This window comes from Kitasatospora sp. NPDC001527, assembly GCF_040298605.1.
GTDB lineage: Bacteria > Actinomycetota > Actinomycetes > Streptomycetales > Streptomycetaceae > Kitasatospora.
Genome location: NZ_JBEPAM010000004.1, coordinates 141,163 through 166,230 on the forward strand (window position 1 = coordinate 141,163; position 25,068 = coordinate 166,230).

A 25,068-nucleotide genomic window follows, 5' to 3' on the forward strand; every position below is an offset into this window, starting at 1 on the left:
GCCGCTTCGCTCTGGGCGATTCCGCTCTGAGCGTGCTGCCGTTCCCATGCCGGCCACCCGCGTGCAGGGTGGTCGGCATGAGACTTCTCCTGCTGGGTGGTACGGAGTTCGTGGGGCGGGCCGTCGCGGAGGCGGCGCTGGAGCGGGGCTGGGAGGTGACGGTCTTCCACCGGGGGACGCACGCCGCGCCGCCCGGGACGCGGGTCCTGCACGGGGACCGCACGGCCGGGAGCGGGCTCGCCGCCCTCGCCGAGGGGGAGTGGGACGCGGTGGTGGACACCTGGTCGGCCGCCCCGTCGGTGGTGCGCGAAAGCGCCCGCCTGCTGGCCGGCCGGGTGGGCCGCTACGCGTACGTCTCCAGCCGCTCGGTGTACGCCTACCCGACGCCGGCCGGGGCCGACGAGAGCGCCCCGGTGGTGGAGGGCTCGCCGGACGCCGGCGAGGTGCCCTACCCCGAGGCCAAGCGCGGCGGCGAGCTGGCGGTGCTGGACGCCTTCGGCGACCGGGCGCTGCTGGTCCGCGCCGGCCTGATCGTCGGACCGTACGAGAACATCGGCCGGCTGCCCTGGTGGCTGAACCGGATCGCCCGCGGCGGCCCGGTGCTCGCCCCCGGTCCGCGCGACCTCGGCCTGCAGTTCATCGACGTCCGCGACCTCGCAGAGTGGACCCTGGACGCCCTCGCGGCCGGCCTCGGCGGCCCCTACGACCTGGTCGGCCCGCGCGGGCACAGCACCATGGGCGAGCTGCTGGAGGCCTGCGTGGCGGCCACCGGCGCCGATGCCGAACTGCGCTGGACGCCCCCGGAGGCGATCGCCGCCGCCGGGATCGAGGCGTGGAGCCAGCTGCCGTTCTGGATCCCGCCGGGCGAGCTCTACGACACCATGCACGGCGCGGACCCGGGCAAGGCGCTGGCCGCCGGGCTGCGCTGCCGGCCGGCGGCGCGGACGGTCGCCGACACCTGGGCGTGGCTGCGGTCGATCGGCGGCGTCGCCCCGCAGCGCCCGGACCGGCCGACCGTCGGGCTGGACCCGGAGCTGGAGGCCAAGGCGCTGGCCGGCTGAGGGCCCGGAGCCCGGGGCGTTCCGTCCCCGGGCTCAGCCCCGGCCGTCGATCAGCTCGCCGTAGGCCTGCAGCAGGTCCGGCAGCCGCAGCGTGGCGAGGTCCTCCCGGCCGGGCGGCTCGCGCAGCAGGGTCAGCCGCAGGTCCCGGTAGGCGCAGGACTTCTCGTACAGGGTGCGGATGAACCGGCCGTTGCCGAGGTCGTCGATCCAGCCCTCGCGGACCACGTGGGTGCAGATCGAGGCCAGCTCCTCGGCGGCGTCCTCGTCCCAGCCGTCGCCGTCCTGGCCGGCGAGCGCGGCGCCGATCGCGGTGAGCTCGCCGGGGCGGTAGCTGGGGAAGTCGACCCGGGTGGTGAAGCGGGAGTTGAGGCCGGGGTTGGCGGCCAGCAGCCGGTTCATGCCCTCGGGGTAGCCGGCCAGGATCACCACCAGCCGGTCCCGGTTGTCCTCGGCACGCTTGAGCAGCACCTGGAGCGCCTCGTCGCCGTACGCGTCGCCCTTGCTGTAGCCGGAGTTGGAGAGGCTGTAGGCCTCGTCGATGAACAGCACGCCGTCCAGCGCGGAGTCGATCAGCTCGTTCGCCTTGACCGCCGTCTGGCCGAGGAACTCGCCGACCAGGTCGGCCCGTTGGGCCTCCACCAGATGGTCGCCGGAGAGCAGGCCGAGGGCGTGGAAGACCCGGCCGAGGATCCGGGCGACGGTGGTCTTGCCGGTGCCGGAGGGGCCGGAGAAGACGAAGTGACGCTTGGGCGGCTGGACCGGCAGGCCCTGTTCGGCGCGCAGCCGGGCCATCCGCAGCTGCGCGGAGAGCGCCCGGACCTGGCGCTTCACCGGCTCCAGGCCGACCATCCGGGAGAGTTCGGCCAGCGCCGCGTCCAACTGGGCCTGGTCGCCCTCGCGTTCGAGCGTCGGCGAGGCGTTGGCGAGGCGGGGGAGGGTGGCCTCGCCGCGGGCCGGCGCGGGCGCGACCGGGGAGGCGGCGGCGGGCTGCGGCGCGGTGGAGCCGGAGCGTCCGCCGGCGGCCAGCGGGGGCGGTGCGCCGCCGCCGGACCGGTTGTCGGTGCCCGCGCCCGGTCCGGCGGCGGTCGGCACGACGGGGGAGCCCTCGTCGTCCGGCTCGGCTTCCAGGACCTCCGGCAGGTCCGGTATGTCGAGGACGTCCGGCGCCTCCGGCCCGTCCACGAGGGGTGTGTCCACGAAGGGGCCGCCGAACGGATCCGGCCCGCCGAACGGACCGGCCGGGTCCGGCCCGGCCGGATCGGCGCCGAGCATCTCGAAGTCCGGCTGTTCCAGCACCGCGGCGTCCAGCGCGTCCTCCTCCGGACCGCCCGTGCGCCCCGCCTCCCGGCCGCCGGCGGCGTCCAGCAGGGTGTCACCGACGGCGTCCTCGGCCGAGATCGCGGCGAGCCGGGCCGCGGTGTCCATGAACGCGGGATCCGCCCGGTGCACCGCCCGGTAGAGCGGTAACGCGGCCGCGCTGCGCCCGGCGCCCTCGTAGGCGCGGCCCAGCCAGTAGCGCAGTTCCTTGCGCTGCGGCTGCTCGGAGCGGCAGCGGGCGAGCGAGGCGGCCAGCGGGGCCTGCGCCTGGGCGCACATGTCCAGCCGGACCCGCGCCATGCCGGCGAAGAGCCCGGCCTCGATGCCGAGCAGCGGGTCGTCGAGCAGCCGGTCGGTGTCCCGGATCAGCTGCTCCCAGTCCTTCAGCAGATAGGAGCGGCAGGCGTGCAGGAAGCGCGCCGACGGGTCCTCGGCCGGGGTCGGGCACTGCGCCAACGCCTGGTCCAGCTCGGCGAGATGGCGGCCGTCCAGCCAGTGCGAGGCGTGCGCGAGGGCGAGGTCGCGGGGGGTCTCCAGCACCGGCTGCACCCACCAGCCGAGCCAGTACCAGGAGCTGAGCGGCCGGGCGTGCCGGCGGCGCTGCTCCCCGAACCGCTGCTGGTGGCGGTACATCGCGAGCAGCGCGCCGGAGGTGTCGCTGCGCAGCGCGTGCAGGCCGAGCCAGGCGTCGGCCATGCCGGGGTCGAGCCGCACGGCGGCGCGGAACTCCTCCTCGGCGCGGCTGTACGCGCCGGCCGTGTAGGCGTCCATGGCACGCAGCCAGGCGCGGTCGGCGAGCCGGTTCGGTGCCTGGCCGCCCGCGTTGTTCTGGGAACTCTCCGTCGTCACTCAACGCCCCCCGCGGTGTGGCTCGGGGCCCGACCGGTGCGGTGGTGTTGCGGACCCCGCCGGTGGTCGTCTGCCCCCGGGGCGCATATGCGCCTGCCAGGAATCGTACCGGCGCCGCGCTGATCCGGAAGGGTGCCGCACGAGTTCAAAAGCGATCGGGCGGGCGGTCGTTGACGCCCGGCCCGGTCCGGGGCGCTCGGACGGCATCCCCGGCTCACGGGGGAACAAGCCGGGAATGCCGGGTCCGAAGGTGCGGAATCGTCGACTCCGCCAACGAGTGAGAACTTATTTCCCGGCGATGCCGCAGGTCAAGGGGGTTGTTGAAGGTTCACCGACGGTGCCCGGCGCGATCCGTCCGGTCACCCCGTCGACCACCGTGCCGGCGTACGGGCGGCTCGGATCGGCGGCGAAATGCGCCGATTCGGCGGCGGCCCAGCCGGCCCAGAACTCCGCCAGCCGCGGACCGTCGCGCTCCTCGCCGCGCCGCCGGGCCGACGCCGCGTCCAGCTCCATCCACACCAGCCGGCTCAGCCACGGCCGCACCGCGCGCCGCCCCGCGCCCACCCCCTCGACCAGGACCACCGGCGCGAGCGGCACCTCGGCCGTCCCCGCGAAGCGGCGCAGCGTCCAGTCGTACACCCGGTGCGCCGCGTCCCGCCCCGCCGCCAGCGGCTCCAGCACCTGGGTGCGCAGCCGGCCGGTCCAGCCGAACGGCTCGGCGTGCGTCGCCAGGTCGTCCAGGTGCACCACCGGCGCGCCGCCCAGCGCGGCGGACAGCCGGCCGGCGAAGGTCGTCTTGCCCGAGCCCGCGTGCCCGTCCACCGCGACCAGCCGCACCGGGCCGCACGACGGCGGCAGCGCCCGCAGCTCGGCGGCGAGCGCGGCGAGCGCGTCGCGCGCGGCGGGCGTTTCGGCGGCGGGGGTCCCCATTACCGGGGCGGCGGAAGTCTCGGAAGAAGCCACAACGTCAACCCTACGGGCGCCGGTGCGCCGATACGGACAGTGATGCGGTGCTGGTCGTGACGGCAGGGCCGCGATCGGGCATACTCGCATCGCCGAGCATGTGAACGGCCGTTCACCGCGATCCGGTGCCGGCCGGGCCGAGCTGCCAGACCCCGCGCGGGCCCGACGAACCCCGGGGCCGGCGCACGACCGAGGAGGCGACCAGCCACCATGACCACCTCCCCCGTGAAGGCCGTCGACCGCCAGCTGCCCAGCGAGGAGGCCCGCGAGCTGCTGAACCTCACACGGGACCTCGTCCAGCGCGAGCTGCAGCCGCGCGCCGCGGAGGACGAGGCCGCCGGCCGGTTCCCGCGCGAGGTCTTCCGCACGCTCGGCGAGGCGGGCCTGCTCTCGCTCCCCTACGAGGAGCGGTACGGCGGCGGCGACCAGCCCTACGAGGTCTACCTGCAGGTCCTGGAGGAGCTGGCGGCCGGCTGGCTGGCCGTCGGCCTCGGCGTCAGCGTGCACACCCTGTCCTGCCACGCCCTCGCCACCTTCGGCACCGAGGAGCAGCGCGACCGCTGGCTGCCCGGCATGCTCTCCGGCGGGCAGCTCGGCGCCTACTGCCTCTCCGAGCCGCAGTCCGGCTCCGACGCCGCCGCCCTGCGCACCCGCGCCGACCTGGACGGCGAGGAGTACGTGGTGAGCGGCACCAAGGCCTGGATCACCCACGGGGGCCAGGCCGACTTCTACAGCGCGCTGGTGCGCACCGGCGAGGAGGGCGCGCGCGGCATCAGCTGCCTGCTGGTGCCCGGCACCCAGCCCGGCCTCTCGGCCGCCCCGCCGGAGCAGAAGATGGGCATGAAGTCCTCGCCGACCGCCCAGCTGCACTTCGACGGCGTCCGGGTCTCCCGCGACCGGCTGATCGGCACCGAGGGCCAGGGCTTCCAGATCGCGCTCGCCGCGCTGGACTCCGGCCGGCTCGGCATCGCCGCCTGCGCGATCGGCGTCGCCCAGGCCGCGCTCGACCTCGCCGTCGACTACGCCCGCACCCGCCGCCAGTTCGGCCGCCCGATCGCCGACTTCCAGGGCCTGTCGTTCATGCTCGCCGACATGGCCACCCAGATCGAGGCCGGCCGCTCGCTCTACCTCTCCGCCGCCCGCCGCCGCGACGCCGGCCAGGCGTTCTCCAAGGAGGCGGCGATGGCCAAGCTGTTCTGCACCGACGCCGCGATGCGGGTGGCCACCGACGCCGTCCAGGTGCTCGGCGGCTACGGCTACACCCAGGACTTCCCGGCCGAGCGCTTCATGCGCGAGGCCAAGGTGCTGCAGATCGTCGAGGGCACCAACCAGATCCAGCGGCTGGTGATCGGCCGCCACCTCACCAAGTCCTGACCCCCCGGACCGGCCGCCCGCGCTCCGCACGGAGCCGCCGGGCGGCCCGGAACGGCCCCCGGGCGTCACTCCAGGGTGCGGAGCGACGCCCGGGGGCCGTTCTGTCGTACCTGTCTCACCGGTCGTACCTGTCGTGCCGTCAGCAGCCGTTCGGCGGGCGGGTGTTCAGCGCCGCGAGAATCGGCCGCGCTGCTCCGGGACGGCCGGGGCGGCGGCCGAGCGGACCGGGCGGTGGACCATCGCGTGCGAGAACGGCTGGGTGCGCCAGTCGAGTTCGCCCGGGTGCGTCAGCAGCTTCTCCAGGCCGGCCGACCCGGCGTCCTCCGCGCTCTCCACCTCGGCCAGATCGTCCGTCGGCGCGCCCGAACCCGGGCACAGCGCGGGGGAGAAGGGGTGCCAGGGCCGGGGCAGGACGGCGTGCTGCGGCAGCCGCTCCTCGTCGCCGACCAGGGCGATCGGACGCCGGCACGACGGGCAGTGCACCCGGACGATGTCCCAGGTGTCCGCCTCGCCCGGATCCACCCCCGGAGCGGTCTCGTAGGGGACCGCGAGGTCCTCGCGGTCGGTCGTATCGTGGGCGTCGTCCGCGCCCGTCGGGCGCTGGTCCGTAACGCGCATGGTGATCCCCCTCGGATCGGGCCCGGCGTGGTCGCCCGGGGCCACAACCAGCACTTCCCGCCGAAACGGACTCATAACCCTGCGGTCCGGCGCACTGTGATGCACCGGGTGTGTCCTTCGCCACATTCGTCCGGCATGTGCCCGTACGGCACCCCGGGGCGCGCCCGGCGATGCTCCGCGCCCCCTCCTCGGCCTCCCGTGCGCCCCTCTGGGGCAGGCCCCCCGTACGACCCCCGCGCCGCGATCCGCGTGCCCCCGAGGGGGTAGGTTTGCGCCTTGTGGAGGATCTCGACCAACGCATCGTCCAGCTGCTCCTCCAGGACGGCCGGATGAGCTACACGGACCTGGGCAAGGCCACCGGCCTGTCCACCTCGGCGGTGCACCAGCGGGTGCGCCGGCTCGAGCAGCGCGGAGTGATCCGCGGCTACACCGCGATCGTCGACCCGGACGCCGTCGACCTGGCGCTGACCGCCTTCATCTCGGTCAAACCCTTCGACCCCAGCGCCCCGGACGACACACCCGAGCGCCTGGCCGACCTGCCCGAGATCGAGGCCTGTCACAGCGTCGCCGGCGACGAGAACTACATCCTCAAGGTCCGCGTCGGCGCCCCCGGCGACCTGGAGGACCTGCTGGCCCGCATCCGCAGCGCCGCCGGCGTGTCCACCCGCACCACCGTCGTCCTGTCCACCCCCTACGAGGCACGACCCCCGAAGCTCTGACCGGGCCCCGCGGGGGTGCAGACTAGGCCGCATGACCGAACGCAACCCCCGGACCGTCCTGCTGCGCGGCGGCGCCGTCTACAGCCCCGCCGACCCCTTCGCCACCGCCATGCTCGTCGAGGGCGAGCACGTCGCCTGGGTCGGCAGCGACGGCGCCGCCGAGGCGTACGCGCAGACCGCCGACGAGATCGTCGAGCTGGACGGCGCCCTGGTCACCCCCGCCTTCGTCGACGCCCACGTGCACGCCACCTCCACCGGGCTGGCGCTCACCGGCCTCGACCTCACCGGCGCCCCCTCGCTGGCCGCCGCGCTGGCCGAGCTCACCGCCTTCGCCGCCGCCCAGCAGCCCGGCGGCGTGCTGATCGGCCACGGCTGGGACGAGACCGGCTGGCCGGAGGGCCGCCCGCCCACCCTCGCCGAGCTGGACGCCGCCGCCGGGGGCGCCGCCGTCTACCTCTCCCGCACCGACGTGCACTCCGCGCTCGCCACCACCGCGCTGCGCGCGCTGACCGACGGCCTCGCCGGGCAGCCCGGCTTCGACGCCGACGGCCCGCTCACCCGCGACGCCCACCACGCGGTGCGGCGCACCGCGCTCGCCCGGCTCACCCCCGAGCAGCGCCGCGCCGCCCAGCGCGCCACCCTGGCCCGCGCCGCCGAGCTCGGCATCGGCGCCCTGCACGAGTGCGCCGGCCCGGAGATCTCCTCCGAGCAGGACCTCGCCGGCCTGCTGGAGCTGGCCGCCGAGGGCGAGGGCCCCGAGGTGTTCGGTTACTGGGGCGAACCGAGCGAGCGCGGCGGCGTCGAGACCGCCCGCCGGCTCGGCGCCGTCGGCGCCGGCGGCGACCTCTTCGTGGACGGCGCGCTCGGCTCGCACACCGCCTGCCTGCACCACGACTACGCCGACGCCCCGCACACCGGCACCGCCTACCTGACCGCCGCCCAGGTCGCCGACCACGTCGCCGCCTGCACCGAGGCGGGCCTGCAGGCCGGCTTCCACGCGATCGGCGACGCCGCGGTCGCCGCCGTCGTCGAGGGCGTGCGCGCCGCCGGCGACCGGGTCGGTGCCGACCGGGTCCGGGCGCTGCGCCACCGGGTCGAGCACGCCGAGGCGCTGGACGACAAGACCGTCGCCGCCTTCGCCGACCTGGGCCTGACCGCCTCGGTGCAGCCCGCCTTCGACGCCGCCTGGGGCGGACCGGACGGCATGTACGTGCGGCGCCTGGGCGCCGAGCGGGCCGCCGCGCTCAACCCCTTCGCCGCGCTGCTGCGCTCCGGCGTCCCGCTGGCCTTCGGCTCGGACGCCCCGGTCACCCCGCTCGACCCCTGGGGAACCGTCCGGGCCGCCGCCTTCCACCGGACCCCCGAGCACCGGATCTCGGTGCGGGCCGCGTTCACCGCCCACACCCGCGGCGGCTGGCGCGCGATCGGCCGCGACCAGGACGGCGTGCTGGTCCCCGGCGCGGTCGCCAGCTTCGCCGTCTGGGCCGCGGGCGAGCTGGTCGTCCAGGCCCCGGACGACCGGGTGGCCGGCTGGTCCACCGACCCGCGCTCCGGTACCCCGGGCCTGCCCGACCTCACCCCCGGCGAGCCGCTGCCCACCTGCCTGCGCACCGTGGTCCGCGGCCGCACCGTCCACCTGGCCGCCGCGGAGTAGCGCCGCGGGGAAAAGCGGTCGGCCACGGCGGCGGGCCTGCCGTAGGTTGACCCCCATGACCGATCAGCCCTTCGTACCCGCCGAGTTCACCGTGCCCCGCACGCTCGCCGCCGAGGGGTTCCGCCTGGAGCCCCTCGGCGAGCAGCACAACGAGGCCGACCACGCCGCCTGGAGCGGCAGCATCGACCACATCCGCGCCACCCCCGGCTTCGAGCACGGCCACTGGCCGCCGGTCGAGGGCATGAGCCCGGAGCGCAACCGCGACGACCTGCGCCGCCACGCCGCCGACTTCGAGGCCCGCCGGGGCTTCACCTACACGGTGCGCGAGGTGCCCGGCGACGCCGTCGTCGGCTGCGTCTACCTCTACCCCGACCGCGCGGAGCCCGCCGTCCCCCGGGTGCGCTCCTGGGTCCGCGCCGACCGGGCCGCGCTGGACGCCCCGCTGCACCGGGCCGTCCGCGACTGGCTGGCCGCCGACTGGCCGTTCGGCGAGGTCCGCGACAGCCCGCGCTGAGCACCGCTACGGCCCTCAGCTCACAGCCGGGTGACGTTCCGGGGTACCTTCTTCGGACAGCGTCCGAACAGCCGTCCCCGTACCCCCGCGGGGCGGCGTCGAGAGAGATGGTGCGACGGTGGCCATGCCCGTCACCCAGGAGCGGTCCGGTACCGCACCCGAGACCCCCGACGAGGCACCAGGCCCGGGCCGCGGCGCCCGCGCCCTCGCCAGGATCCGGGCCGGCCTGCCCCGCACCGGGCTGGCCGCGCTCGCCGGACTGCTGCTCGCGCTGGCCTTCCCGCCCTTCGACCTGTGGCCGCTGTCGGTCCTCGGCGTCGCGGCGCTCTCCCTGCTCACCCGGGGCCGCACCGGCCGGCAGGCCGCCTGGACCGGCTTCGCCTTCGGCCTGCCGTTCTTCCTGATGCTGCTCAGCTGGCTGCGGGTGATCGGCTGGGACGCCACCATCGGTCTGTCGGTCGTCGAGGCGCTCTTCCTGGCCGCCCTCGGCTCCGGACTCGCCGTCACCTCCCGGCTGCCCGGCTGGCCGCTCTGGGGCGCCTGCCTGTGGATCACCCAGGAGTGGGCCCGCGACCGGCTGCCGCTCGGCGGCTTCCCCTGGGGCCGGCTCGCCTTCGCCAACACCGCCACCCCGTACACCCCGCTGGCCGCGCTCGGCGGCGCGCCGCTGGTGACCTTCGCGGTCGCCCTCTCCGGCACCCTGCTGGCCTGGGCCGCCCTGCGGGTGGCCGGCCGCGGCACCGCCCGCCGCCCGGCGCAGGCCGCGGCCGCCGGGCTCGGCGCCGTCGCCGCGCTGCTCGCCGGCTACCTGGTGCCGGTGCCCACCGCGCCCGCCGACACCGTCAAGGTCGCCGTCATCCAGGGCAACGTGCCCAACCCCGGCATGGACTTCCTCGGCCGCCCGATGATGGTGCTCAACAACCACGCCGCCGCCACCGAGAAGCTCGCCGAGGACATCAAGGCGGGCCGGGCCGAGAAGCCGGACATCGTGATCTGGCCGGAGAACTCCTCCGACCTCGACCCGTTCAGCGACCCGCTGGCCTACGCGCGGATCGACGAGGCGGTGCGGGCGGTCGGGGTGCCCACCCTGGTCGGCACCCTGGTCGACGGCCCGGACGAGCAGCACGTGCAGAACCAGGGCATCGTCTGGGACCCGACGGCCGGCCCCGGCGCCTCCTACACCAAGCAGCACCCGGTGCCGTTCGGCGAGTACGTGCCCTTCCGCGACCAGCTGTCCAAGGTCGTCACCCGGCTCCAGCGGGTCGCCCGGGACTTCTACCCCGGTGACCACAACGGCGTCATGCAGCTCGGCCCGGCGCGGATCGGCGACGTCATCTGCTTCGAGGTCGCCTACGACGAGATCGTCCGCGACACCGTCGACCAGGGCGCCCGGGTCCTCGTCGTGCAGACCAACAACGCCACCTACGCCAAGACCGGCCAGCCGGAGCAGCAGCTCGCGATGAGCCGGCTGCGCGCCGTCGAGCACGGCCGCGCGGTGCTGATCGCCGCGACGAGCGGCATCAGCGCGGTGATCGCCCCGGACGGCACCGTCGTCCAGCGCACCGAGGAGCTGACCGCCGCCGAGCTGTCCGCGACCGTCCCGCTGCGCGACGGCACCACCGTCGCCGACCGGGTCGGCGCCGCCCCCGAGTGGACCCTCGCGGTGGCCGGCCTGCTCGCCTGCGCCGGCGGCGTGCTGCTCGCCCGCCGGGGCCGCAGGGGCACGGCGGACACCCCGGACGGAACACCGGCCGCCGGCTGATCGTTGGACCAGGTGGTGCCGTAGCCGGCCCGGACCTCCCGTGCGGCGCGCAGAGCACCGCTTGGAGTGGATTCGTACCGTGACCCAGCAAGCTACCCCCGCCCGTCCGGCGCCGCGCTCGAAGCTGCGGCGGGTGCTGCCGCTGCTGCTGACCGCCTGGCTGGTGCTGGAGATCTGGCTGCTGGTCCAGGTCGGCTCCTGGCTCGGCGGCCTGACCGTGGTGCTGCTGCTGATCGCCGGCGCGGTGATCGGCGGCTCGCTGATCAAGCGGGCCGGCGCGCGGGCGCTGTCGGCGGCCTTCGAGCAGACCCGCGACCCGAAGTCGAAGCAGCCGCAGACCGGCACCAGCCTGACCGTGCTGGCCGGCCTGCTGCTGATCCTGCCGGGCTTCCTGTCGGACGTCCTGGCGCTGACCCTGCTCCTCCCGCCGACCCGCGCGCTGTGGCGGGCGGTCGGCCGCCGGATGGCCGACAAGGCGCTGCGCTCCACCGCGGGCGTCGGCACCGACGCGTTCGCGGACGCGATGCGGCTGCAGGAGCAGCTGCGCATCCACCGCCCGGACGGCAAGGTGATCCAGGGCGAGGTGGTCGAGCCGGGCAGCGGTCCGGCCGCCGGCCCGCAGGGCCCGGACACCGCCTACCGGCCACCGCTGAACGGCTGACCGGCCGCGGCCGCCGGCCGCCCGCAGGGGCGGCCGGCTCCGGCCACCCCTGGCAGGCGGACCCCGGCCAACGCGAAAGGGACCCTGGTGACCAGGGTCCCTTTTCGCGTGCTCCCACCCCTCGGCGGGAGCGGGGTCAGGCGCTCTTGCGGGTGTCCCGCGGGTGCACCGCGAGGTTCATCCCACCGGAGCGGAGCACGGCCAGCCGCTCGGCCAGCACCTCCTCCAGCTCCTCGCGCGTCCGGCGCTCCATCAGCATGTCCCAATGGGTGCGCGTCGGCTTCACCTTCTTCTCCTCCGGCTCGTCGCCGTCGAGAAGAGCCGCCTCCTGACCACAGAATCGGCATTCCCAGGCCGGAGGGATCTCCGCCTCGACCGAGAAGGGAACCTCGAATCGGTGTCCGTTCTGACATGCGTACTCGACGGTCTGGCGGGGAGCCAGATCGATACCACGGTCGGTCTCGTAGCTAGTGGCCCCGAGTCGCGTGCCGCGGAGAGCTCGCTCGCTCATGAATCGTGCCTCCCGGGCTTATGGCCCACAGGACTAGTGGTCGCTGTTCTTCGTCGTTCGGTCAACGCTCGGCTTCCGACGAAGATTCCCGTCCCGGGACATGCGTCGTCTGTCGTGCCGCCCCTGTTTGTACCCACCAGCGCCCGATTTGTCACATCTGGCCGGTGATATCACCCCAGGTGTCACCTATTTCACATCTGGTGATCGGGCAGCCGTTCCCGGACGAGCCTACCGGGGCGGTGACCGGCGGTCCGCGCCGCCCCTCCCGTTCGGGTGCCGGCCCGCCGGTTCAGGCGAGCGGGCGGAAGCGTAGCGCGGCCGGGCCCTTGGCGAGGTCCACCCCGGCGTGCGCGGCGGGGTCGAGCTCCACCTGGACGGTCGGCGGGCCCTCCGGGAGCGGCTGCACGGGCTGCGCGGGCGCGGCCGGGGCGGGCGCCTCGGTGCGGGTGTCGCGGTGCGGCAGCAGGGCGATCACCGCGTCCCGCAGCGCGGCCGGGGCGTCCTCGTCCAGCGGGTCGACGGTGGCCGGCACCTGGAGGCGGACCGGGGCGCCGGCGCCGATCCGGGCGTAGCCGCGCCCGGCCGGGGCCTGGGCGGCGGGCACGATGTCCAGCGGCACGCCGAGCGCCGCGTGGCCCTCCTCGGGGCCGGTCGGGCCGAGCACCACCCGGGCCCGGGTGGTGGCCCGCACGCTCGGCGAGATCCGCTCCCGGGCCTCGACGTCGTCGGCGACCACCACGGTGACCCGGGCGGCCCGGCCGTGCCGCAGCGGCAGCTCCAGCAGGTCCTGCGGGTCCGGCCGCCCCTCGGCGTGAGCCAGCTCGCTCAGCTCGGTCGGGTGGTCGAGCAGCAGCCACAGCGGCCGGGTGGCGTCCTCCGGCGGGGCGGTGCCGGCGTGCCGGGCGGCGTTCAGCGCGGTGAGCCGGCGCTCGGTCTCCTGGGCCGCCCAGTGCAGCGCGGCCAGCGCGCCGTGCAGGCTGGTCTCCACGGTGTGCACGCCCGGCCGGTTGACCAGGCAGGCGTGCTCGCCGGTCCCCGCGCCGTCGATCACCACCAGGTCGGCGAACGGCAGGGCCTGCAGCGCCACCGAGCGGATCAGGCTGGAGGTGCCGTAACCGCTGACGCCGAGCGCCAGCAGGTGCGGCTCGCCCGAGCGCGGGCCGGTGCGCCAGACCACCGGAGGCTGCTGGGCGAGCGCCCCGCCCTGGTGCACCGGGATGGTGCGGGCGCTGCCGTCCCCGTCGGTGAAGCCGAGCACGATCTCGCCCGGGGCCGCCACGAACCGCTGGGCGGCGATGTCGGTGGGCAGCGGCGCCAGGGCGGCGATCCGCAGCTTGTTGGACTCCTCGTCCCAGTCGAAGCGGTACTCCCGGGCCCGCCCGGCCTTGCCCTGGACGACCTGCTCGATCCGGGCCCGGGCGGCCGGCTCGGTGTCGGTGAAGTACGCCGGGTAGGCGATCTCCAGCCGGGCGAGCCGGCCCTCGGCGTCGAACTCCCACCCGGAGAAGACCTCCCGGTAGCTGCCCTCGTGGTGGTAAAGCGGGCTGAGCCCGTCCGGTCCGGCCAGGTACGGGGTCAGCGCGGCGTAGAGCGCGCCGAGCTTGACGTCGGCGAGGTCCGGCTCGGGGGCGGCGGGCGGGGCCTTGGGCGCGCGGCCCGCCCAGGCGGCGCTGGCCATCAGCGCGATCAGCGCGAACAGCAGGCCGTGCGGCAGCAGGTAGATCCCCGTCAGCATCGCGGCGGTCAGGAAGAGCGTCGGGCCGCGCCGGTCCTTCGGGGTGGACTGCCAGCGCTCCCTGACCCAGGCGGTGTGGTGGCGCAGGCCGCGGCCGATGACGGTGAGCGGGGCGAACATGTCGGAGGCGTGGTCGCCGGCCGTGCGGACGAGGTCGCGGCCCCTGGCGAGGTGGTGGCGGTTGAGCGGCATTCCTGGCTCCCCGGGCGAGTGGGACGGTCGGTGGGAAGGGCTTGCTGCAACGACCTGGCCCGGGGCGGTGGGATCCGCGCCCGGGCCGGTACGGGGAGAGGGGTCAGAACTTGATGCCGCCGAGCAGGCTGGCGAGGCTGGCGCCACCCGCCGTGATGCTCGGGGCGATCGAGGAGCCGGCGATGTAGAAGCCGAGCAGGGCGCAGACGATGGCATGGGAGACCTTGAGTCCGTCCCTGCGGAAGAAGAGGAAGGCGATGGTGCCGAACAGGACGATGCCGGAAATCGAGAGGATCACGATCTGCTCCTCGGGGGGAGGGGGCGGGGACAGTGCCACGGAAAGTGCCACAATCGTGACAAAAGGTAATAGCGGATGGAACGGGGCAAATGGGTGGATTTCCGGACTTGCCGCTCCGCGCCGGAAAGTTCGTCCCAACGGCCGCGCGGCCTTCGCGTCCGTGCTCCGTGCGCTACCGTGCCTGCGGCGCGACCGCCGACAACGCCGGACGGCCCCCGCGCGGGGTGCGTCCCCGGAGAAAGGCCGAGAGATGACCGACACCCCCGACGCCGATGTGATCGCCCTGGCCGGCCGGCTCTTCGACGCCGCCCGGGCCGGCGACGCCGCCACCCTCGCCGCGTACGTCGACGCCGGTGCCCCGGCCGACCTCACCAACGACCGCGGCGACACCCTGCTGATGCTCGCCGCCTACCACGGCCACGCCCCCGCCGTCGCCGCCCTGCTGGAGCGCGGCGCCGACGCGAACCGGGCCAACGACCGGGGCCAGACCCCGCTCGCCGGAGCCGTCTTCAAGGGCAACGACGACGTCGTCGACGCGCTGCTGACCGGCGGCGCCGACCCGTCCGCCGGCACCCCGTCCGCCGTCGACACCGCCCGGATGTTCGGCAAGGAGGCGCTGGTCGCCCGATTCGAGGGCCGCCCCGAGGCGCTGTGAGCGCGGGCCGTACCCTTGACGACCATGGAGAGCAGCACCACCGGCGGAGCCTTCGTGCACGACACGAAGGGTGACGGCATAGAGATCCGGATCACCGGCTACGGACACCCCGACGCCCAGCTCCTGGCGGCCGAGGTCCAACAGGAGTACGTCCGGCGCTACGGCGAGGCCGACCTCACCGAGCTGCACCCCGAGCACTTCGAGCCACCGGCCGGGCTCTTCCTGGTCGCCTACCTGGACGGCGCGCCGGTCGCCTGCGGCGGCTGGCGGGCCAAGCGGGCCGCGTCGTTCGGCATCCGCGCCACCGACGCGGAGCTCAAGCGGATGTTCGTCCGCCCGCAGGCGCGCGGACGGGGCCTGGCCCGGGTGGTGCTGCGCCACCTGGAGCAGACCGCCGCCGGGGCCGGCCGCACCCGGTTCATCCTGGAGACCGGCACCGAGCAGCCCGAGGCCGTCGCCCTGTACACCTCCGAGGGCTACACGGCGATCGAGAAGTTCGGCCTCTACCGCGAGCACGAGCAGAGCATCTGCCTCGGCAAGGAGTTCGGCGGCGCGCCCGCCGTCTGACCCGCACCCGGGGCGGGTAGCCTCCCGAGGGGTCCGACGGGGCCCGCTCGGGAGGGCTCGCGGGAGACGGGGAGCAGCATCGTGACCGGAGCAACGCCACCCGCCCCGCTCGACGAACTCGCCGCGCCCGGCGGGCCGTTGGAGCGCCTGGTGGCCGACGGGCTGCGCGCCGCCGGGACCGGCGGCGTCTGGTCGGTCGGCGACGCGGGCGGCGCCCGGGGCCGGGGCCGCGCCGGCGTGCTCGGCCGGGGCCCGTACGGCGGGCGGCCGATGGGCCACGACACCGTCTTCGACCTCGCCAGCGTCACCAAGATCATCGCGCTCTGGCCGTGCGCCGGAGCCCTCCGGCAGGCCGGGCTCCTCCCGCTCGACCGGCCGCTGGGCGACTACTGGCGGCCCGCCGCCGGTCGCCCGGTCGGCTCGGTGACGGCCCGTCAACTGCTCACCCACACCGCCGGATTGCCGCTGCGCACCCGGTTCGCCGAGCTGTACGGGAGCGATCCGGCGGCGATCCGGGCCGGAGTGCTCGCCGCCCCGCTGCACCGCCCGCCCGGCGCCGCCGTCGAGTACACCGACCGGGCCGCCGTCCTGCTCGGCCATCTGGTGGAGTCCCTGGCGGGCGCCCCGCTCGACGAACTCGCCGCCCGGCAGACCTGGCGCCCGCTCGGCATGGCCGACACCCGCTACGGCCCGCTCGGCCCGCGGGACGCGGACCGCACCGCCCCCACCGAGTACGAGCGGACGGTGGGCGGGGTGCTGTGCGGCCTCGTGCACGACCCCTCCGCCCGGCTGCTCGGCGGCGTCTCCGGCAATGCCGGCGCCTTCTCCACCGCCCGGGACCTGGAGCGCTTCCTCACCGCACTGCTCGACCCGCCCGCCGGGGCCGAACTGCCCTGGGGCGAGCCGTGGATCACCGAGTCGCTGCGGGTGCACACCGGCGGACTGGCGCCCGCCCGCGGCCTGTCCTGGCTCTGCGCCGCCGGCACCGATCCGGCCGAGGGCACCTTCGTGCACTACGGCTTCACCGGCACCGGCATCTGGGTCTCCCGCCGGCGCGGCCGCTGGGCCCTGCTGCTCACCAACAAGGTCCACTACGGCCGGGACTTCCAGCCGCTCACCGACCTGCGCAACGCCTTCCGCCGGGCGGTCTTCGGCTGACCGGGCCGACGGAACGGACCCCGGTCGCCGCAGGGGCGGCCGGGGTCCGTCGTTCGATCGCGACGGAGCGTCAGATCAGGGTGGACCAGTAGTACCAGAAGCGGTTGAGCACCAGGAGCGCGATCACCGCGGCCCACAGCACCGGCAGCGCCCAGTGGTAGCGCGCCGCCTCCCGGACCACCGGCTGCCAGCGCGGCCCGACCGGGATCACCCCGGAGCGCAGGTTGTGCAGCGTCGTGTACCAGAACAGCGTGACCACCGTCGCCCAGACCACCATGCAGTACGGGCAGAGCGCGCCGATGTCGTACAGCGCCTGGTCGATCAGCCAGTGCACGAAGCCCAGCCCGAACACCGTCCCCGCCTGCAGGCCGAGCCAGAACCACCGGCGGTACGCGGCCCCCGCCAGCAGCCCGGCGCCGACCGCCGCCAGCGCGCCGAACGCGGCCAGCCCCAGCAGCGGGTTGGGGAAGCCGAGCACCTCGGCCTGGTCGGTGCGCATCACCGAACCGCAGCTGATCACCGGGTTGAGGTTGCAGCTCGGGATGTAGGAGGGGTCCTCCAGGATGCGGAGCTTGTCGAAGGTCAGCACGGCCGAGGCGGCCAGCCCGATCAGGCCGGCGATCAGCACGAACAGCGAGAACACGCGGCCCGCGCCGATCGGCGCCCCACCGGGCGGCGCCGGAGCGGGGGAGGCGGGGCGGGAGGACGGGGAGGAGGGTGGCAGAGCGGTCGATGCGGTCATGGCAGAGCACTCCGTGGGTGAGGAAGGGGCCGGCCCGGCCGGGAGTCGGCCGGGCCGGTGGTGCTCACTGCAAGCCCGCGGCCTGCTTCACCTGGGCGGTGAACTGCTCCGGGGTGAGGGCGCGGTTGCCGCTGAACAGCGGCAGCGGCTTGCCGTCCACCTTCACCGTCGGGGTCCCCGTCACCCCGCTGTCGTTGAACGCGTCCGCGACCTTCTTCGCCCACGGCGCGTACGTCCGGTCGGTGACCGCCTTGACGAAGGCGTCCGTCTTCAGGCCCGGCACCTGGTCGGCCAGGCTCAGCAGGTGGTTGACGTCGCCGAAGCCGTCCTCGCGCTCGTCCGGCTGGTTGGCGTACAGCACGTCGTGGTACGCCTTGAACTTGTCCACGCCCTCGTTCACCGCGGCGCCGACCGCGGCCAGCGCGGTGCGCGAGCCCTTCCCGCCGAGGTTCTTGTCCAGGAACGCGGCCAGGTGGTACTCGACCTTGACGGAGCCCTCGTCCGCCAGCTTCTTGAGGGAGTCGCCGTTGGCGGCCTCGAAGGTCTTGCAGACCGGGCAGCGGAAGTCCTCGAACACCTGGACGGTGTGCGCGGCGTCCGGCTTGCCGTAGGTGATCACGGTGCCGTCCGTGCCGGAGGTGTTCGCCGGGACGACCAGCTCGGTCGGCTCGGCCGCCGAGGAGGACTTGTTGTCGCCGGCCGCGCTGATCGCGAGGGCGGTGCCGCCGACCAGGGCGAGCGCGACGGCGGCCGAGACGGCGACGACGATCCGCCGGCGGCGGGTGGCGGCCAGCTTCTCCTGGCGCTGCGCCTCCTGGATGCGCTCACGGGCGCTGATCTTCTGGGCCTGCTTGCGGGAGGGCTTCTGGTTGGGGTGAGCCATGCTCGGTCAACTCCGTGGTGGGGCGCGACTCGGGGCGCGCGGGGGTGTCCCGCTCCGGCGCGCGGCACGGGGCGCGCGTCGGCCGGAGAGGGGACCGGACGAGAGGTCGGAGTTGTGCGCCGCCCGCCACGGGTCCTTCGGAGGACCGGCCTTCGAAAGGCTCGTCAGCGGGCAGGCGCGAGCAGCGGCGGACCGCGGCGCGGTGCCGGGCTCAGCACCACGTCCTCGCGGCGCGGGCGGCGCCGGTCGGGGACCGGCAGCGGGATCCGCAGCACCGGCCGGGCCGGCGCCGGGACCAGCAGCAGGACCAGCGCCCGCAGCGGCGCCGCGACGGCCTGGCGCAGCGCGCGCAGCGCCCGCCCGAGGCCGGACAGGGCGGCGTCGCCGAGCCGCAGCCAGGCGGCGGCGGCCAACGCGATCACCAGGTGCACCAGCAGGAGCAGCAGCTGGGTGGCGGCGGGCGCCAGCCGCCCGGAGTGCCCCAGCTGGCCGTAGAACAGCGACGATCCGTCCACCGAGCCGCCGCCACAGACCAGCAGGTTCATGCCGCGGGCCGGGAGGTCACCGCCGAGGGCCGGACCACAGGTGGTCTGGCCCAGGTTGAAGGTCGTGTTGAGCAGCAGTTCGACCGGGACCATCACGGCCGCGATCTGCGACAGCCGCCGTTCCCCGCCGGCCAGCGTGGCCGTGACCAGGAAGACGACGACGCCGGCCAGCACCACCAGGGTGAGCGGCAGCGGCCGGCCGGTGATGAGGACCTGGCCCAGCGCGGACAGCGGCACGGCGAGCGCGGTGAACACCGCGGCCCGCAGGGCCCTCGTCGCGTGGGTGGAGGTCGTCATGTTCGGGAGTATGTCACGACGTTTACATCGGGCACGAGGCTGCGTCCCGGTTCCCGGCCGGATCGGTGCACAGGTTGTCCCGCATCGATCGCCCGTTCGGGAGTCGGGGGCGGAGAGTTCACCGGAGCGATGGGTTTGGCGGGGCGCGGGGCGGGTGAGGGGCCGTCAGGCCGCGGAGACGGGAGTGGTGGGGCGGTCCGACAATCGGCCGATGGACTACGCGCTCGGCGCGGGACCGGTGGGGCCTCCGGTGCCGTCGCCGCCTCCGCCGCCCTCTCCGCCGTCCCGGCCGACGGCGCCGTGGCCCTCGCCCTGGTCGTGGCCCTGTCCGTCGCCGTCGGCGTCGGCCTCGCCGTCACCGTCGGCCGCCTCGCCGTCGCCCTCGCTCTCGCCCTCGCCGTCCGCTCCGGCCTCGCCCACGGCCGCGCCGACCCCCGTCGTGCCGTCCCCGGCCGTCACGCCGTCGCCGTCGCCGACCGTCGTGCCCGTGCCCGTGCCCGCTGCTCCCGCGCCCGGGCTCGTGCCGTCGGCGGTGGCGGTGGTGCCGACGTCCCCGCTCGCCTCTCCGCACGCGGTGAAACCGGCTCCGCTCCCGCCCCGGGCCCCGATCACCGTGGAGGCGGCGCCACCCCTGTGGCCACCCGCACCCGGCCCGGTGCTGGCCTCGCCGAGCCGCCCGGCCCCGCCCCAGCCCCCGCCCCTGGCCCCGCCGCCCGCCCCGAGCCCGGCGGCCGGCGTCGCGGTCGTCGCCGCCGCGCCCCCGCCGCCCGCCGAGCCGCCCGCCGCCGGGCTCGACCCGGCCACCTGGTCGGCCGTGCTCGTCCTCACCGTCCTGGTGCCGGCCGCGCTCGCCGCCGCCCTGGGCCACCACCACGCGACCTCCCGGAGCCGCCGATGAACCCCGCCCCGCTGCTGAGCGCCGCCGGCTGCGTGATCCTCGCCGTCGGCGCCCTCGCCGTCGCGCACCGGGTGCGCCCGGCCGTTCCCGAGGGCGAACAACCGCCCGAACCCCATCCCGTGCTCTCCAGCATCGGCTCCGGCCTGCTGTCCGGCTTCATCCTGCTCACCGGCTTCCTGGTCGCCACCGGCTGGGCCGCGCGCACCACCGGCGTCGTCCCGCCCCGGGGCCTCTATCTCGCCGACATCGCCGCCGGCACCGCCGTCCTGCTCTACCCCGCCCTCGCCGGCCTGCCCTTCACCGCCCGCTACACCACCGCCGTCGTCTTCTTCGCCTCGCTCGTCGGCTACACCATGTCCCTGGCCGTCCAGCTCCGCCCCTGACGCCCCGCCCGGGAGGACCCGGTCAGGTCGGCGGCAGGGGGAGGAGGACGCGGAAGGTGCAGCCGCCGCCCGGGGTGGTGTCGAGGGTGATCCGGCCGCCGTGGGCGGTGACCAGGGCCTCGGCGATGGCGAGGCCGAGGCCGGAGCCGCCGGTGGCCCGGTTGCGGGAGCCGTCGGCGCGGTAGACGCGGTCGAAGACGCGCCGGCGCTGGGTTTCGGTGAGGCCGGGGCCGTGGTCGGCGACCTCCAGGACGGCCTGCCCGTCGAGGGTGCCGACGCCGATCCTGATCGGGGTGCCGGCCGGGGCCCGACAGCCGACCGGGTGGGTCCTCTCTTCCGGATCACGCCGGGCGGTCGCCGCCGGAGCACGCACTCCCCCGGCCTTCGGCCGGGCGGCGCCCCCGCGCCGGCTTGTCGCCGGTCGCCGAAGGCCGGGGAGACGCCCGCTGGTCCGACCTGATCCGAAAGAGAGGGCCTAGCCTGGAGGAGACCCGGAGGTGTTCCGGAGTCCCCGGGAGGGGGTGCGGGCGGATGGCGGGTGACGTGGTCACCGTCGGTGAGGTCGTGCTCGGGCGGATCCGGGCGCAGGCCGAGGTGCTGGCCGGGCTGGACGAGGCCGTCCGGGCCGACCAGCCGGACGCGGTGCACCGGATGCGGGTCGCCTGCCGGCGGCTGCGCAGCGCGCTCCGCACCTACGGGCGGTTGCTCACGCCGGGCGCCGCGGACACGTTGGTGGCCGAGCTGCGCTGGCTGGCGGCGGCGCTGGGACGGGCCCGGGATCGCGAGGTGCTCGCCGAACGGCTGGCCGCGCGGGCGCGCGAGCTGCCCGCGGAGTGCGGGCCCGAACGGGTCGCGGCGGAGCTGGAGCGCTGGGGGAGCGGCGAGTACCGGCGGGTCTGGCCGGAGGTGGTGGCCGCACTGGACAGCCCGCGCCGGCGCGCCCTGGCGGACGGCCTGGCGGAGCTGCTGGCCGACCCGCCGCTGCGCCGCCGGGCGGGCCGGGCGGCCGGGCCGGAGCTGGCCCGGGTGGCCGAGCGGGAGCAGCGGCGCACGGCCGGGCGGGTGCGGGCGGCGCTCGCGGGCGGCGCGGAGCGGGACGCCGCGCTGCACGAGGCGCGGAAGGCGGCCAAGCGCGCCCGGTACGCGGGCGAGACCGCGGTGCCGGTGGCGGGCCGTGCGGCGGAGCGGTACGTGGCGCGGATGCGGGCCGTCCAGGAGGTGCTGGGCGAGCACCAGGACGCGGTGGTGGCGTCGGCCGCCCTGCGGGAGCAGGCGGGCGCCTCGGCGGAGCCGTTCGGCTTCGGTGTGCTGTACGGGCAGCAGTTGGCGGAGGCGGAGCGGGCGAGGCTCGCGTTGCCGGGGGTGTGGGCGCGGGCGGCGCGGCCGAAGCTGGCGCGCTTCGCCTGAGCGGTGCCTGGGCCGGGTCGGGTCCGGCGGAGAAGGATGCGGCGTCGCACGAGGCGCGGTAGGCGGCCAGGCGTGCCCGGTGCGCGAGTGAGGCCGCGGCGCCGGTGGCGGGCCGTTCAGGAGGTGCTGGGCGAGTACCGGGACGTCGGCCGCTCTGCTGGAGCGGGCGGGCGCCTCGGCGGAGCCGTTGGTTTTCGGGGCGCTGTACGGGCGGCCCGGCCGAGGCCGGCGCGCTTGGCCGAGGGGCGTCGGCGGGGTCGGGTGCGGGCGGGTGTCTCGGCGGGGCTGTTCGGTTTCGGTGTGCTGTGCGGGTGGCGGGGGAGCAGGTGGGCGCCTCGGTGGAGGCGGAGCCGGTCAGTCGTCGGCCGGGTCGAGTCCGGCGGTGCGGGCGGCGGTGCGTAGCAGGTCGCGCAGCATGGGGGTGCTGAGGCGGCCGGTGTTGGTGTTGCGCGGGCTGACGTGGTAGCAGCCGAACAGCTCCAGGGGCGGGCCGCCGTCGCGGGCCGGCAGGGTGACGTGGGCGCCGTGGCCGAACAGCGGGCGGGGCCGGGGGACCGTCCAGCCGGCCGTGTCGAGTGCGGGGAGCAGCGCCTGCCAGGCGAAGCCGCCGAGGGCGACGACGCTGCGCACGGTGGGGCGCAGGAGTTCGAGTTCGCGGGCGATCCAGGGGCGGCAGGTGTCGCGTTCGGCGGTGCTGGGCTTGTTGTCGGGCGGGGCGCAGCGCACCGGGTCGGTGATCCGCACGCCGTGCAGGGCCAGGCCGTCGCCGTGCCGGACGGACTCGGCGCGGTTGGCGAGGCCCAGCCGGTGGAGGGCGGCGTAGAGCAGGTCGCCGGAAGGGTCGCCGGTGAAGATCCGGCCGGTGCGGTTGGCGCCGTGCGCGGCGGGGGCGAGGCCGACCAGCACCAGCGGGGCGTCGGGCGGGCCGAAGCCGGGGATCGGGCGGGCCCAGTAGTCCCAGTCCTGGTAGGCGCGGCGTTTGGTGCGGGCGGTCTCCTCGCGCCACTCGACCAGCCGGGGGCAGGCGCGGCAGCCGGTGACGACGCGGTCGAGGACGGTGAGGTCCACGGCGCGGGCGGCGGCCTCGGCGGGGTGGCGCGGGTGCTCCGGGTCGTCGGCGGGGTCCGGCGGGCCGGCGGGGGGCTGCGGCATGGGGCGATCCTAGGGCGGAAATCGGGTTGGGTCCGCAGCCGTCGGGCAGGCGTAGCGTGGAAGCGGTGGTTCCGGCGGCCGACGGCCGGGCAGCGGTGGCGACGGCCGGGGCCCGCTGCTGCGCGAGGAGCGCGAGGAGGCCGTCATGGTCGTCGATGTGGTGATCGGGGTCATTGTCGCGGTGCTGATGCTGACGGCCGTGGTGGGCGGCCTGAGCCTGCGGGTGGTGCAGCAGTTCCAGCGGGGCGTGGTGTTCCGGTTCGGGCGGGTGCGGGACGAGGTGCGCGATCCGGGGCTGGTCGCGCTGGTGCCGGTCGCGGACCGGCTGCGCCGGGTGAACGTGCAGATCGTGACGCTGCCGATCCCGGCGCAGGAGGGCATCACCCGGGACAACGTGACCGTCCGGGTGGACGCCGTCGTGTACTTCCGGGTGGAGGACCCGGTGAAGGCGATCGTCAACGTCCAGGACTACAACTTCGCGATCTCCCAGGTGGCGCAGACCTCGCTGCGGTCGATCATCGGCAAGAGCGAGCTGGACGACCTGCTGGCCAACCGCGAACCGATCAACCAGGGCCTGGAGTTGATGATCGACAGTCCGGCGCTGGGCTGGGGGATCGAGATCGACCGGGTGGAGATCAAGGACGTCGCCCTGCCGGAGTCGATGAAGCGCTCGATGTCCCGGCAGGCGGAGGCCGAGCGGGAGCGGCGGGCGCGGATCATCACGGCGGACGGCGAGTTCCAGGCGTCCGCGCGGCTGTCGGAGGCGGCCGCGGTGATGAGCACGACCCCGGCGGCACTCCAACTGCGGCTGTTGCAGACGGTGGTGGAGGTCGCGGCGGAGAAGAACTCGACGCTGGTGCTGCCCTTCCCGGTGGAGCTGCTGCGGTTCCTGGACAGCGCGGCCGAGACCCACCGGCGTGCGGCGGTGCGGGACGGGCCCGGCGCGGACGCGGACGCGGTGGAGCCGGCGGAGCCGCTGCCGGCGCAGACCCCGCTGCCCGGCATGGAGCAGCTCGAACTGCCGCCGCTGGAGGAGGTGCTGGACCGCTCGCCGCTGGACCCGCAGCGGCGGCGCGAGGGCGGCGGCGGGGAGGACGGCGGCCCGGCGTGACGGGCCGGGCACGGGCCCGCGCCCGGCCCGGTGGCGAGGCTCACGGCGCCGGACCACGATGGAGACGTGGGAGTGGCAGGCAGGTCAGGAGGCCGATCATGACCAATGCGGGCGACATCATGCACCGGGGCGCCGAATGCGTGCGCGAGCACGAGACGCTCGCCGCCGCGGCCCGGATCATGAAGGAACGCGGAGTCGGGGCACTGCCGATCTGCGGGGAGCGGCAGAAGCTGCTGGGCATCCTCACCGACCGGGACATCGTGCTCAAGTGCGTGGCCGAGGGCCTCGATCCGGAGCAGGTGACGGCCGGCGACGTGGCCCAGGGGCGGCCGATGACGGTGGAGGCGGACGAGGACGTCGACCAGGTGCTGCGGGTGATGGAGCAGTACCGGGTGCGCCGGCTTCCGGTGATCAACCACCCGGAGCACGAGCTGGTCGGCATGATCAGCGAGGCGGACATCGCGCGCGGCATGCCGCAGGCGCGCGTGGCGGAGTTCGTGACGGCGGTCTGCGCCGAGGACCCGCCGCGCTCCAAGGAGGTGCTGGAGACGCCGCAGGGCGTCTGAGGACGGACAGAACGGACAGGCGGGGCCGGGCGGCTCAGGCCAGCGCGTAGACCGCGGTGGTGTGGGCCGCCGGCTCCTGCTCGCCCTCGGCGGTGAGGGTGACGTCCAGGAAGGCGATCCGCCGGCCCAGCTTGGTGATCCGGGCGTGCACCAGGACGTCCCGCCCGGTGACCGCGCGCTGGAAGGACGTCGACTGCTGGACGGTGGTCACCGGACCGAAGCCGCCCCGGGCGGCCGAGACCGCGATCACCCCGGCGGTGTCGGCGGCGGCCATCAGGGCCTGCCCGGAGAGCGCGCCGCCCTCCCGGGCCACCTGGTCGGACCAGGGCAGGCGGAGCACGGCGTGGCGCTCGCCGGTGTCGGTCACCGACAGGCCGAGCGCCTGCACCCAGGGGGCGAAGTCGTCGGCCAGGATCTTGTCCGCCTCGGCGGTGGTGAGGGTCCTCCCGTCATGGTGACCGCCGGGGCGCGCGGTG

Annotated in this window: 28 protein-coding genes; 15 read left to right on the top strand and 13 right to left on the bottom strand. The window is 75.7% G+C overall.

Annotated elements, in window-relative coordinates:
• Positions 1-77 precede the first annotated feature (77 nt).
• Positions 78-1,061: an NAD-dependent epimerase/dehydratase family protein gene (locus ABT238_RS05985; protein WP_350565690.1), complete on the top strand. Its 984-nt coding sequence runs from the start codon at positions 78-80 to the stop codon at positions 1,059-1,061.
• Positions 1,062-1,094: 33 nt separating this feature from the next.
• Here ABT238_RS05985 and ABT238_RS05990 read toward each other — a convergent pair whose 3' ends face one another.
• Both ABT238_RS05990 and ABT238_RS05995 read right to left on the bottom strand, forming a co-directional pair.
• A complete protein-coding gene (locus ABT238_RS05990; RefSeq protein ID WP_350755810.1) occupies positions 1,095-3,149 on the bottom strand; it encodes an AAA family ATPase in 2,055 nt (684 codons plus the stop codon).
• Between the two features lie 363 nt (positions 3,150-3,512).
• Positions 3,513-4,157 carry a uridine kinase family protein gene (locus tag ABT238_RS05995; protein ID WP_350755812.1) on the bottom strand — a complete coding sequence of 215 codons (645 nt, stop codon included), beginning with the start codon at positions 4,155-4,157 and terminating at the stop codon, positions 3,513-3,515.
• Positions 4,158-4,400: 243 nt separating this feature from the next.
• Between ABT238_RS05995 and ABT238_RS06000 the strand changes: the two genes are divergently transcribed.
• Positions 4,401-5,564, top strand: a complete 1,164-nt coding sequence (locus ABT238_RS06000; protein WP_350565692.1) for an acyl-CoA dehydrogenase family protein — start codon at positions 4,401-4,403, stop codon at positions 5,562-5,564.
• Positions 5,565-5,729: 165 nt separating this feature from the next.
• Here the strand turns inward: ABT238_RS06000 and ABT238_RS06005 are convergent, their stop codons facing one another.
• A complete protein-coding gene (locus tag ABT238_RS06005) occupies positions 5,730-6,182 on the bottom strand; it encodes a hypothetical protein (RefSeq protein ID WP_350565694.1) in 453 nt (150 codons plus the stop codon).
• 278 nt (positions 6,183-6,460) lie between these two features.
• On the opposite strand from ABT238_RS06005, the gene ABT238_RS06010 reads away from it, so the two are divergent.
• From ABT238_RS06010 to fxsA, 5 genes are all read left to right on the top strand, one after another.
• Complete coding sequence (locus tag ABT238_RS06010; protein WP_350541033.1) at positions 6,461-6,901, top strand: Lrp/AsnC family transcriptional regulator; 441 nt, start codon at positions 6,461-6,463, stop codon at positions 6,899-6,901.
• A gap of 31 nt (positions 6,902-6,932) precedes the next feature.
• Entirely contained in the window at positions 6,933-8,555 is a 1,623-nt protein-coding gene (locus tag ABT238_RS06015; protein ID WP_350755673.1) for an amidohydrolase, read from the top strand.
• Between the two features lie 55 nt (positions 8,556-8,610).
• Positions 8,611-9,069 (top strand): GNAT family N-acetyltransferase, encoded by a 459-nt coding sequence (locus ABT238_RS06020; RefSeq protein WP_350565698.1) that lies wholly within the window; start codon positions 8,611-8,613, stop codon positions 9,067-9,069.
• Positions 9,070-9,193: 124 nt separating this feature from the next.
• A complete protein-coding gene (gene lnt, locus ABT238_RS06025; protein WP_350565700.1) occupies positions 9,194-10,831 on the top strand; it encodes an apolipoprotein N-acyltransferase in 1,638 nt (545 codons plus the stop codon).
• Between the two features lie 79 nt (positions 10,832-10,910).
• Positions 10,911-11,492 (top strand): FxsA family membrane protein, encoded by a 582-nt coding sequence (gene fxsA / locus ABT238_RS06030; RefSeq protein ID WP_350565702.1) that lies wholly within the window; start codon positions 10,911-10,913, stop codon positions 11,490-11,492.
• Between the two features lie 136 nt (positions 11,493-11,628).
• Here fxsA and ABT238_RS06035 read toward each other — a convergent pair whose 3' ends face one another.
• From ABT238_RS06035 to ABT238_RS06045, 3 genes are all read right to left on the bottom strand, one after another.
• On the bottom strand, positions 11,629-12,003 hold the full coding sequence (locus ABT238_RS06035; protein ID WP_030243354.1) for an RNA polymerase-binding protein RbpA: 375 nt from the start codon (positions 12,001-12,003) through the stop codon (positions 11,629-11,631).
• A 289-nt stretch (positions 12,004-12,292) separates the two neighbouring features.
• Entirely contained in the window at positions 12,293-13,930 is a 1,638-nt protein-coding gene (locus ABT238_RS06040) for a hypothetical protein (protein WP_350565704.1), read from the bottom strand.
• Positions 13,931-14,033: 103 nt separating this feature from the next.
• Positions 14,034-14,228, bottom strand: coding sequence for a hypothetical protein (locus ABT238_RS06045; RefSeq protein WP_148646425.1), 195 nt, complete (start codon positions 14,226-14,228; stop codon positions 14,034-14,036).
• A gap of 250 nt (positions 14,229-14,478) precedes the next feature.
• On the opposite strand from ABT238_RS06045, the gene ABT238_RS06050 reads away from it, so the two are divergent.
• The 3 genes from ABT238_RS06050 (at position 14,479) to ABT238_RS06060 (ending at position 16,608) form a co-directional block, all read left to right on the top strand.
• On the top strand, positions 14,479-14,883 hold the full coding sequence (locus ABT238_RS06050) for an ankyrin repeat domain-containing protein (RefSeq protein WP_350565706.1): 405 nt from the start codon (positions 14,479-14,481) through the stop codon (positions 14,881-14,883).
• 24 nt (positions 14,884-14,907) lie between these two features.
• Positions 14,908-15,450, top strand: a complete 543-nt coding sequence (locus ABT238_RS06055; RefSeq protein WP_350565708.1) for a GNAT family N-acetyltransferase — start codon at positions 14,908-14,910, stop codon at positions 15,448-15,450.
• 81 nt (positions 15,451-15,531) lie between these two features.
• Positions 15,532-16,608: a serine hydrolase domain-containing protein gene (locus tag ABT238_RS06060; RefSeq protein ID WP_350755675.1), complete on the top strand. Its 1,077-nt coding sequence runs from the start codon at positions 15,532-15,534 to the stop codon at positions 16,606-16,608.
• A 70-nt stretch (positions 16,609-16,678) separates the two neighbouring features.
• Here ABT238_RS06060 and ABT238_RS06065 read toward each other — a convergent pair whose 3' ends face one another.
• The 4 genes from ABT238_RS06065 to ABT238_RS06080 all read right to left on the bottom strand — a co-directional run bounded on the left by ABT238_RS06065 (position 16,679) and on the right by ABT238_RS06080 (position 19,534).
• Positions 16,679-17,350, bottom strand: coding sequence for a vitamin K epoxide reductase family protein (locus ABT238_RS06065; RefSeq protein WP_350565711.1), 672 nt, complete (start codon positions 17,348-17,350; stop codon positions 16,679-16,681).
• 64 nt (positions 17,351-17,414) lie between these two features.
• Positions 17,415-18,233, bottom strand: a complete 819-nt coding sequence (locus ABT238_RS06070; RefSeq protein ID WP_350565713.1) for a DsbA family protein — start codon at positions 18,231-18,233, stop codon at positions 17,415-17,417.
• A gap of 164 nt (positions 18,234-18,397) precedes the next feature.
• Positions 18,398-19,075 (bottom strand): hypothetical protein, encoded by a 678-nt coding sequence (locus ABT238_RS06075; protein ID WP_350565715.1) that lies wholly within the window; start codon positions 19,073-19,075, stop codon positions 18,398-18,400.
• Positions 19,076-19,291: 216 nt separating this feature from the next.
• Entirely contained in the window at positions 19,292-19,534 is a 243-nt protein-coding gene (locus ABT238_RS06080) for a hypothetical protein (RefSeq protein ID WP_350755677.1), read from the bottom strand.
• Positions 19,535-19,562: 28 nt separating this feature from the next.
• Between ABT238_RS06080 and ABT238_RS06085 the strand changes: the two genes are divergently transcribed.
• Together ABT238_RS06085 and ABT238_RS06090 are read left to right on the top strand one after the other, a co-directional pair.
• Entirely contained in the window at positions 19,563-19,973 is a 411-nt protein-coding gene (locus ABT238_RS06085) for a hypothetical protein (RefSeq protein ID WP_350565719.1), read from the top strand.
• The gene (locus tag ABT238_RS06090) at positions 19,970-20,356 is read left to right on the top strand and encodes a hypothetical protein (RefSeq protein WP_350565721.1); all 387 of its coding nucleotides are present in this window, start codon (positions 19,970-19,972) and stop codon (positions 20,354-20,356) included. Before ABT238_RS06085 ends, ABT238_RS06090 begins: the two co-directional genes overlap by 4 nt.
• Positions 20,357-20,378: 22 nt before the next feature.
• Here the strand turns inward: ABT238_RS06090 and ABT238_RS06095 are convergent, their stop codons facing one another.
• On the bottom strand, positions 20,379-20,729 hold the full coding sequence (locus ABT238_RS06095; protein WP_502891402.1) for a sensor histidine kinase: 351 nt from the start codon (positions 20,727-20,729) through the stop codon (positions 20,379-20,381).
• A gap of 158 nt (positions 20,730-20,887) precedes the next feature.
• On the opposite strand from ABT238_RS06095, the gene ABT238_RS06100 reads away from it, so the two are divergent.
• Positions 20,888-21,763, top strand: a complete 876-nt coding sequence (locus tag ABT238_RS06100) for a CHAD domain-containing protein (protein ID WP_350565722.1) — start codon at positions 20,888-20,890, stop codon at positions 21,761-21,763.
• A 354-nt stretch (positions 21,764-22,117) separates the two neighbouring features.
• Here ABT238_RS06100 and ABT238_RS06105 read toward each other — a convergent pair whose 3' ends face one another.
• Positions 22,118-22,915: a uracil-DNA glycosylase gene (locus ABT238_RS06105; RefSeq protein WP_350755680.1), complete on the bottom strand. Its 798-nt coding sequence runs from the start codon at positions 22,913-22,915 to the stop codon at positions 22,118-22,120.
• A gap of 145 nt (positions 22,916-23,060) precedes the next feature.
• Here ABT238_RS06105 and ABT238_RS06110 point away from each other — a divergent pair, with 145 nt between their 5' ends.
• Positions 23,061-24,026 (top strand): slipin family protein, encoded by a 966-nt coding sequence (locus tag ABT238_RS06110; RefSeq protein ID WP_350565726.1) that lies wholly within the window; start codon positions 23,061-23,063, stop codon positions 24,024-24,026.
• A 98-nt stretch (positions 24,027-24,124) separates the two neighbouring features.
• Complete coding sequence (locus tag ABT238_RS06115) at positions 24,125-24,592, top strand: CBS domain-containing protein (RefSeq protein WP_350565728.1); 468 nt, start codon at positions 24,125-24,127, stop codon at positions 24,590-24,592.
• Between the two features lie 34 nt (positions 24,593-24,626).
• Here the strand turns inward: ABT238_RS06115 and ABT238_RS06120 are convergent, their stop codons facing one another.
• Positions 24,627-24,980 (bottom strand): PaaI family thioesterase, encoded by a 354-nt coding sequence (locus tag ABT238_RS06120; protein WP_350755682.1) that lies wholly within the window; start codon positions 24,978-24,980, stop codon positions 24,627-24,629.
• Positions 24,981-25,068: the final 88 nt, after the last annotated feature.